General features: G+C 38.3%; 7 protein-coding genes and 1 pseudogene. 3 read left to right on the forward strand and 5 right to left on the reverse strand.

The window, feature by feature from the left end:
• The first annotated feature begins 10 nt into the window (after positions 1-10).
• Both RWO85_RS05135 and RWO85_RS05140 read left to right on the forward strand, forming a co-directional pair.
• Entirely contained in the window at positions 11-1183 is a 1173-nt protein-coding gene (locus tag RWO85_RS05135; RefSeq protein ID WP_314414445.1) for an NAD(P)/FAD-dependent oxidoreductase, read from the forward strand.
• 48 nt (positions 1184-1231) lie between these two features.
• The gene (locus RWO85_RS05140) at positions 1232-1753 is read left to right on the forward strand and encodes a DUF1697 domain-containing protein (RefSeq protein WP_314414447.1); all 522 of its coding nucleotides are present in this window, start codon (positions 1232-1234) and stop codon (positions 1751-1753) included.
• 41 nt (positions 1754-1794) lie between these two features.
• Here RWO85_RS05140 and RWO85_RS05145 read toward each other — a convergent pair whose 3' ends face one another.
• On the reverse strand, positions 1795-2535 hold the full coding sequence (locus RWO85_RS05145; protein ID WP_314414449.1) for a MerR family transcriptional regulator: 741 nt from the start codon (positions 2533-2535) through the stop codon (positions 1795-1797).
• Between the two features lie 362 nt (positions 2536-2897).
• Here RWO85_RS05145 and RWO85_RS05150 point away from each other — a divergent pair, with 362 nt between their 5' ends.
• A complete protein-coding gene (locus tag RWO85_RS05150; protein WP_314414452.1) occupies positions 2898-4238 on the forward strand; it encodes a sodium-dependent transporter in 1341 nt (446 codons plus the stop codon).
• 41 nt (positions 4239-4279) lie between these two features.
• Here RWO85_RS05150 and manA read toward each other — a convergent pair whose 3' ends face one another.
• The 4 genes and pseudogenes from manA to RWO85_RS05170 form a co-directional block, all read right to left on the reverse strand.
• Positions 4280-5224: a mannose-6-phosphate isomerase, class I gene (manA, locus tag RWO85_RS05155; RefSeq protein WP_314414454.1), complete on the reverse strand. Its 945-nt coding sequence runs from the start codon at positions 5222-5224 to the stop codon at positions 4280-4282.
• A gap of 258 nt (positions 5225-5482) precedes the next feature.
• Positions 5483-5739, reverse strand: a pseudogene (locus tag RWO85_RS05160) (SemiSWEET family transporter).
• 251 nt (positions 5740-5990) lie between these two features.
• Complete coding sequence (locus RWO85_RS05165; protein ID WP_314414456.1) at positions 5991-7565, reverse strand: ABC transporter ATP-binding protein; 1575 nt, start codon at positions 7563-7565, stop codon at positions 5991-5993.
• A 488-nt stretch (positions 7566-8053) separates the two neighbouring features.
• Complete coding sequence (locus tag RWO85_RS05170) at positions 8054-8401, reverse strand: VOC family protein (protein WP_314414458.1); 348 nt, start codon at positions 8399-8401, stop codon at positions 8054-8056.
• Between the last annotated feature and the right edge of the window lie 111 nt (positions 8402-8512).

The raw sequence follows: 8512 nt of genomic DNA on the forward strand, positions 1-8512 counted from the left end.
CAATAGAGCTATGAAACATTTTGATACTATCGTCATCGGTGGAGGTCCTGCTGGCATGATGGCTACAATTTCCAGTAGCTTTTATGGACAGAAAACCCTCCTCATCGAAAAAAATCGGAAACTTGGAAAAAAATTAGCTGGGACTGGTGGGGGACGTTGCAATGTCACCAACAATGGAACTCTAGATGACCTACTAGCTGGTATCCCTGGGAACGGACGCTTTCTTTACAGTGTCTTCTCTCAGTTTGATAACCATGATATCATTAACTTTTTTACAGAAAATGGGGTCAAACTTAAGGTCGAGGACCACGGACGCGTCTTTCCTGCCAATGACAAGTCTCGGACCATTATTGAGGCTTTAGAAAAGAAAATCACTGAACTAGGTGGTCAAGTTGCTACTCAAACAGAGATTGTTTCGGTTAAAAAGGTAGATAAGCAATTTGTTCTTAAATCAGCTGAGCAAACCTTCACTTGTGATAAACTCATTGTCACAACAGGTGGTAAATCCTATCCTTCTACTGGTTCGACTGGTTTTGGTCATGAGATTGCCCGTCATTTTAAACACACCATTACCGAGCTTGAGGCCGCTGAAAGTCCTTTATTGACAGATTTTCCACACAAGGCCTTGCAGGGAATTTCATTGGATGATGTGACCCTAAGCTATGATAAGTATGTCATCACTCACGATCTGCTCTTTACCCACTTTGGTTTGTCAGGTCCTGCTGCGCTACGCATGTCTAGCTTTGTCAAGGGTGGGGAAATTCTCTCTCTAGATGTCTTGCCACAACTTTCCGAGAAGGATTTGGCTGCATTTCTAGAAGAAAATCGGGAAAAATCCTTGAAAAATGCCTTAAAAACTTTGATTCCAGAACGCTTGGCAGATTTTTTTGTGCAAGGCTATCCTGACAAAGTCAAACAGTTGACTGAAAAGGAACAAGAACAACTTCTCCAGTCCATCAAAGGACTTAAAATTCCTGTTACTGGTAAAATGTCCTTAGCTAAATCCTTTGTTACAAAAGGTGGCGTCAGTCTCAAGGAAATCCACCCTAAAACTCTGGAAAGTAAACTAGTCACTGGCCTCCACTTTGCTGGTGAGGTACTGGATATCAACGCCCACACGGGTGGCTTTAACATCACTTCTGCCCTCTGCACCGGCTGGGTGGCGGGATCAAATCCAATCTAAATCTAAATTATTCAATGGCTAAATCAGCCCCAAAAGAAAGGAAGTACTTTGGAACATATTATCTTGTTAAGGGGAGTTACTCCTAATGGAAAAAATGCTATCCCTAAAATGTCTTATCTAGTAGATATCTTGACAGAAGCTGGTTTTCAACAAGTTCGAACCTATATTCAAAGTGGGAATATCATTCTTGAAAGTAACTTAGCTCTCGAAGAAATACGAGAACAGGTTCATACTCTAATAAAGGAAAAGATTGGAGCCGATCTCAAAATAATCATTAAGAATAAGGATATTTTTAAAAACATTGTCCAAGAAAATCCGTTTGGAGAACACTATTTTTATGACCGTGTACACGTGATTTTTTATCAAGAACCTATTCAAAGTCTCCCTTTAGAAAAATTGAAAATTGATTACGGTGAAGAAGAAATTTGTATCGGTAACCATTGTCTTTACCTCTATCTCCCTAGAACTGCAAAACAAAAGAAACTCCATACCAACTATCTTGAAAAGCTTTTTAATGTAAATTTGACCATGCGAAAACTAAATGTGGTAGAAAAATTATTAAGCAAGTAGTACTTAAATTTAGTAAAAATCGGAAGAATACTCCTCCGATTTTATTTTGTCTGAGTTTGGACATAGTGGGCAATGACATCTGATGTGTACTGGGCTGTCCCAGTTCCAAATTTGTCAATATTTTCCTTAAACTCTGGGTTATAGACGTAGCCTTTACCGATATGGCCGAATACCTCAATAGAGCAGTCGAATCCATAAGTACGAATAGCTTGCAAGAGTTTGGCAGCTTCTTCTTGATTTTCGGTTGCTGTTATTGGTAGACCAGCTTGAAGATTTTGTGCCAAGGCTTGAAAGACTTGGTTAAAGGCAGCCGTAGCCTCGTCTTCGTGACCTTTTTGGCGCTCCAGCGCTTGATCCATAACTTCTTGTCCATACTTCTCTACCGCCTCTTGGTGGTATTTTTGATGGTCTTGGTAGTTAAATCCAGCAAATTTCTCTTGAATGCTCATTTCTCTTTCTCCTTTTTGTTCTTGAATGGTTTTCTGCAAGGTTGAAATCAAGCTATCCAGATGTTCCCTTTCTCGAGTTAGATACTCCAACTGCCTAGTCAAATGAGGCAATAAATCTGTCCTTTCTTCCTTTAATAGCTCTGCTATTTTTTCTAAAGAAAAACCTAGATATTTGTAATAAAGAATGACCTGAAGTCGTTCCAAATCCTCCTGAGTGAAGGTTCGATAACCGTTTTCCGACTTTAAAGGAACCAAGAGTCCTATCTTATCGTAATGGTGCAGGGTCTTGACAGAGACACCCGAAAGCTGGGCAGCTTCTTTTATATGGTACATGATTTCCTCCTTATACTCAATGAAAATCAAAGAGCAAACTAGGAAGCTAGCCGCAGGCTGCTCAAAACACCGTTTTGAGGTTGCAGATGGACGCTGACATAGTTTGAAGAGATTTTCGAAAAGTATTACATTTATAGTATATACCCTCCCCTTAGGTCAGAGTCAAGCGTTTTTGTGCGATTTTTTAAACTTTTTGAGAAAAGTGTAAAAGCTTGAAAATGGTTTTCTTGACAGACCTTAGAAAACATGATAGGATAGTCAAGTCTATCAATCAAAAGAAACGCTCATTTTGAGTACTGATGAGGCTAGTTGCCAAGGGCAGTAGCTTTTTCTTTTGTAACACTAATTTTAGGAGTTTAACTATGTCTGAAAAATCGCAATGGGGTTCTAAAGTGGGCTTTATCCTAGCATCTGCTGGTTCAGCCATCGGACTTGGTGCCGTTTGGAAATTTCCCTACATGACTGCTGCTAATGGCGGTGGAGGCTTTTTACTGGTCTTTCTTATCTCCACTATTTTAATCGGTTTCCCCCTTTTGCTAGCTGAATTTGCCCTCGGCCGAAGTGCTGGTGTCTCTGGGATTAAAACCTTTGGAAAACTAGGCAAGAATGGCAAGTACAACTTCATCGGTTGGATTGGTGCCTTTGCCCTCTTTATCCTCTTATCTTTCTACAGTGTTATTGGAGGATGGATTCTAGTTTATCTGGGTATTGAGTTTGGAAAATTATTCCAACTTGGTGTAACTAGTGATTACGCTCAGTTATTTACTTCAATCATTTCAAATCCAGCCATTGCCCTAGGAGCTCAAGCAGCCTTTATCCTGTTGAATATCTTTATTGTATCACGTGGTGTTCAAAAAGGGATTGAAAGAGCATCTAAGGTTATGATGCCCCTGCTCTTTATTATCTTTGTTGTCATCATCGGGCGCTCTCTCAGTTTGCCAAATGCCATGGAAGGCGTTCTCTACTTCCTCAAACCAGACTTTTCAAAACTGACCAGTGCTGGTCTCCTATATGCTCTGGGACAATCTTTCTTTGCCCTCTCACTAGGGGTGACAGCCATGCTGACCTATGCTTCTTATTTGGATAAGAAAACAAATCTAGTCCAGTCAGGGATTTCCATCGTAGCCATGAATATTTCAGTATCCATCATGGCAGGTCTAGCCATTTTCCCTGCTATGTCAGCCTTCAATATCCAGTCTGAAGGGGGACCGAGCTTGCTCTTTATCGTCTTGCCTCAACTCTTTGACAAGATGCCTTTTGGAACCATTTTCTACATCCTCTTCCTCTTGCTCTTCCTCTTTGCGACGGTCACTTCTTCCGTCGTTATGCTGGAAATCAATGTGGGCAATATTACCAACCAGGACAACAGCAAGCGTGCTAAGTGGAGTGTTATTTTAGGAATTTTGACCTTTGTCTTTGGCATTCCTTCAGCCCTATCTTACGGTGTCATGGCGGATGTTCACATCTTTGGGAAGACCTTCTTTGACGCTATGGACTTCTTGGTTTCCAATCTCCTCATGCCATTTGGAGCTCTCTGCCTTTCACTTTTTACAGGCTATATCTTTAAAAAGGCTCTTGCAATGGAGGAACTCCATCTCGATGAAACAGCATGGAAACAGGGACTGTTCCAAGTATGGCTCTTCCTTCTTCGTTTCATCATTCCAATCATCATCATCGTGGTCTTTATCGCCCAATTTATGTAATTAAAAAGGACTTGAGTAGTGAACTCAGGTCCTTTCTTTTTTTATGGATGGCTAACAATTAATTCCAAACCTTGCCCTTCCAGAGCCCAAGCTTCAACATCACTTGGTAGGATAAAGTGGCTGCCTTTTTGGATTGGATAGTTTTTTCCGTCAACAGTCACTTGACCTTGACCAGCCAAGACACTCAACAAGCTGTAGTCAGCTGTCTTTTCGAAGTCAACTTTTCCAGTAATTTCCCACTTGTAAACTGCAAAGAAATCATTGGATACAAGGAGAGTGGAGCGTAAATCATCAGCTTTGACAGTTACAGGACGGCTATTTGCTGGCTCACCAATGTTTAAAACATCAATGGATTTTTCAAGGTGAAGTTCACGCAAGTTTCCCTTGGCATCCTTACGATCAAAGTCATAGACGCGATAGGTGGTATCGCTAGACTGTTGCGTTTCAAGGATTAAGATGCCTGCCCCGATAGCATGCATAGTGCCACTTGGCACATAGAAGAAATCTCCAGCTTTAACTGGTACTTTTGTCAACAAAGCATCCCAATTCTTGTCCTCGATTTGCTGACGGAGTTCTTCTTTTGACTTGGCATTGTGACCGTAGATAATTTCTGAACCTTCGTCTGCTGCAATGATGTACCAGCATTCTGTCTTTCCAAGTTCACCTTCGTTCTCTAGTCCATAAGCATCATCTGGGTGAACTTGAACGCTGAGCCAGTCATTGGCATCAAGAATTTTTGTCAAAAGTGGAAATACAGGCTCAGAACGGTTGCCGAACAATTCACGGTGTTCCGCATACAAAGTCGCAAGGTCTGTTCCCTCGTAGCGACCATTGGCAACTTTAGAGACACCATTTGGATGGGCTGAGATGGCCCAGTATTCCCCGATTTTTTCACTTGGAATGTCATAACCAAACTCATCACGTAGCTTGGTACCACCCCAGATTTTTTCTTGCATAACTGATTGTAAAAATAATGGTTCTGACATGTTGATCTCCTATCTGATTTTTCTCCCCTCATTATAGCAAAAAAAGAGTTCGAATTGAACTCTTTTTAACATCTTATAAAGTAGGGAGAAAATTTTATAAAAATAGTAACGATATACTTTTTTCTTTGATAGAGACGAACATAAAAGACTCTCGTAAAGCTAGCTATCACTGGACTTTTTCCCTCAACTCTCATTCAAAAATTACTTTAATGAAGCATCTATTCTCATAAACGAACAAAACTGAAACCAGTCTTCTTTTTAAATCAAAGCTGTAATAGCCGTCACAAGGCCAAAAACGATACCTGGAGCATTGGCAGTAGCAAGGGGAATATTTCTTTCTTGAAAAGACCGTAGTAAACCCAGAGACTACAGTTGATAGCAGCAACCAAGGGCTGGATGAAATTTCCTTTTTGACCAGCCAGATTGTTCATAATTTGTGGGAAGTAAGACACATACATCATAACAGACATGAAGGTCGCTACCCAACCCAAAACGTTCATTTGTTTTTCGGATATTTTCAAAACCTCTTTTATTCTTTTATGCTTTTTATTTTATAATATGATGCAAAAACAAGCAAGAGTTTGAAAGTTTTGCTATAAAAATGTAAACTATCACAATCTTGTGAGAAGAAAGAAGATTGAAGTTGGAAAAAGTATATATAATCATAAAAACGCATATTACTATATATTGAAAAATCTTGATACTGGATGTTTTATTGCTGAAATATTTACTTTATTTTCTGATAAAACTGACTTTTAAACCAGATTCAATATTTTCCTAAATCTACAACTTGTTGATATCTACTTTCATCATCAATATGATGGGCAATTTCTAACATCATAACAGGAAGAGAAAATAGTAGTTCATGTACCATGAGGGCGTTTTCTTTGTCTAGGGCTGCGGTCACTTCATCAGCCAATAACAGATTTTTTTTACGAAGAAGAAAACGTGCCAATTCAATCCTTACTCTTTGTCCCCCAGAAATATTCTCCCCGTTATTTTTGATAATAAAATCCAGTCCACCCGTCAATTCAAAATCTAGTTTGACTTGTTTCAAAACAGCAAGCAACTCTTCCTCAGAAAATTCTTGTCCTAAGGTCAAATTATAACGAACTGTATCGTTAAAGAGAAATGGATGTTGGCTAATAATTCCTATACTGGATACAAAACTTGATGTACATTCATTAACAGTTGTCACACCGATAATTTCTCCCTCATCTGCTATTTCTTCTCCAGTAATGAGTCGAAATAAGGTTGACTTACCACAACCACTCGGTCCTTTGATTAAAACTTTCTGACCTGCTTGAACATCCAAATTTAGATGAGTAAAAAGTTGTCTGTCACCATAGGATTTACTTAAATTTTTAATGTGCAGAGCATGCAATTCTTGCACATCTTTTTTATCTATCTGTTTTACATCTCCAATTTCTAATACTCCAAAAATCTTATCTGCTGTCGTTTTTGCCCCTTGTATATCTACAGCATCATACATAATAGTCTGAATAGGGCTCACTAGCTGACCTGCTGCGATGTACATGGCAACAAGACTTGCCACTGACACTTTCTGCCCAGCCATAGCAAAGTAAAAACCTAAAACAAGTGGTAAAACTTGGCTTAAAAAGACCATGAAACCGTTGCAAAAGAAAATTATATTATGGGTAAAGCAAAATTTTTGAATGGCTAGTTGATAATGTCGATTAATCTTCCAAAATCTGTTCTGATTTTCAGAAATTGCTTGGTTCATGAGTAGAGTATGTGCTCCTCGGATACTATCAGATACTTGATTATGCACTTCTACTCTGCCTTGAGCCATGTCATCACCAGTATGTTTGAGTCTTTTATTCATCAAGAACTGAGGAATAGGACGTAAAATAGTGAAAAAGACAAAAATACTACCTAGTAACAAATTTTGCGAAATAATATAAATCGCTGTTAGTAATGCTACAAAGCTCCAGCAAATGATATTGACGTATTTTTCTAAGTAATTATCCCCCAAATACTCCATATCTTGTGTGAGCATGGTGACTTTTTCATCTTCGCTAAAATCTTTATTTATCATCAGCTTGTCAAATAAATCTGCCCTCATATTCATTTGAATTTCACGTCTAAAAACATTATGTGTATGATTACAAAAGAGCATTAAGCTATACAAGACGAAGTATACTGTAAAGCCAAAAACAGCAAACTGTATGATTTTAGAATAAGTCAGTTCTCCTTGATTTAAAGACAAGGCTTGTGATACGACTAAGGGTTGAGCAAGAGCCAAACCTCCATTTGCCAGTGCACCGATGATAGTATAAAACTTCGTTTTCTTATCCAGATAGTGAAATATTTTATTCATAATGCCCTCCTATAAACTTAACAAATATTACAATTATTGCTTACAACTTCAGCTTTTTTACAACCTTTTTGTTTTTCTTGATAGACATTTTTGCTTACCCCTCTCTAGTCCACATCTAAAATATCTTCATAGCAACCAGAAATAGCATAAAGTGCTAGATTTTTACGAATTTTCTCTTGCATATTCTTACAAATCACAGAAGAGTTTAATTCCGTAATATGCTTGGCCATTGGACAAAAGCCTGATTTACAAACTAAAACAAAGGGACATGTTTTACAGTCTTATCTAACAGACAGAAACCATCCTTTCATATGAATCTTATTTTATACTGTTATATTTTTATTATAAGATTTTAGAAAAACGCTGTCAATTGTTTATATGCAATTGCTTTATATTAAAAAGACCGAATTGCTCCGATCTTTCAATAGTTCATATTCTCAATTTCTGTTTTAAGAATAGTTAAGGTTATCTTCAAATGGCTAAGCGCCTTATTTCATACGATAAAAATCAATCACTAAACCAGCAGGACCTTTAACTAATAAGGACTCTGTTCCCCAATCCGTTTCACAAATACCGTGTAAAATCTCGACACCAATCTCTTTTAAACGTTGGTAATTCTGGTCTACATCCTCAACCTCGATATGAAGAATGATTCCTGACTGAAAATCTTCCAAAGGAATCAAATGATTTTGGGACAACATCAGACAGTGACTGCCAATCGTAAACTGAGCAAAACTGTCGTCAACATAATCGGACTTTTTATCCAAAATACGCTCCAAGTCAGCACAGACTTGGGGAACATCTGAAACGATAATATCTAATTGATTTAAATTCATTTACTATCCTCCATAAAAAGACCGGATTGCTCCGATCTGTTCAGTCTTTTTCTTCACGTACATAATTCCAAATCGCTATAGCTAAAGATAACAAACTTAGTAAGCAAATCA

The organism is uncultured Streptococcus sp. (assembly GCF_963521865.1).
In the GTDB taxonomy this organism is placed as follows: Bacteria; Bacillota; Bacilli; order Lactobacillales; family Streptococcaceae; genus Streptococcus.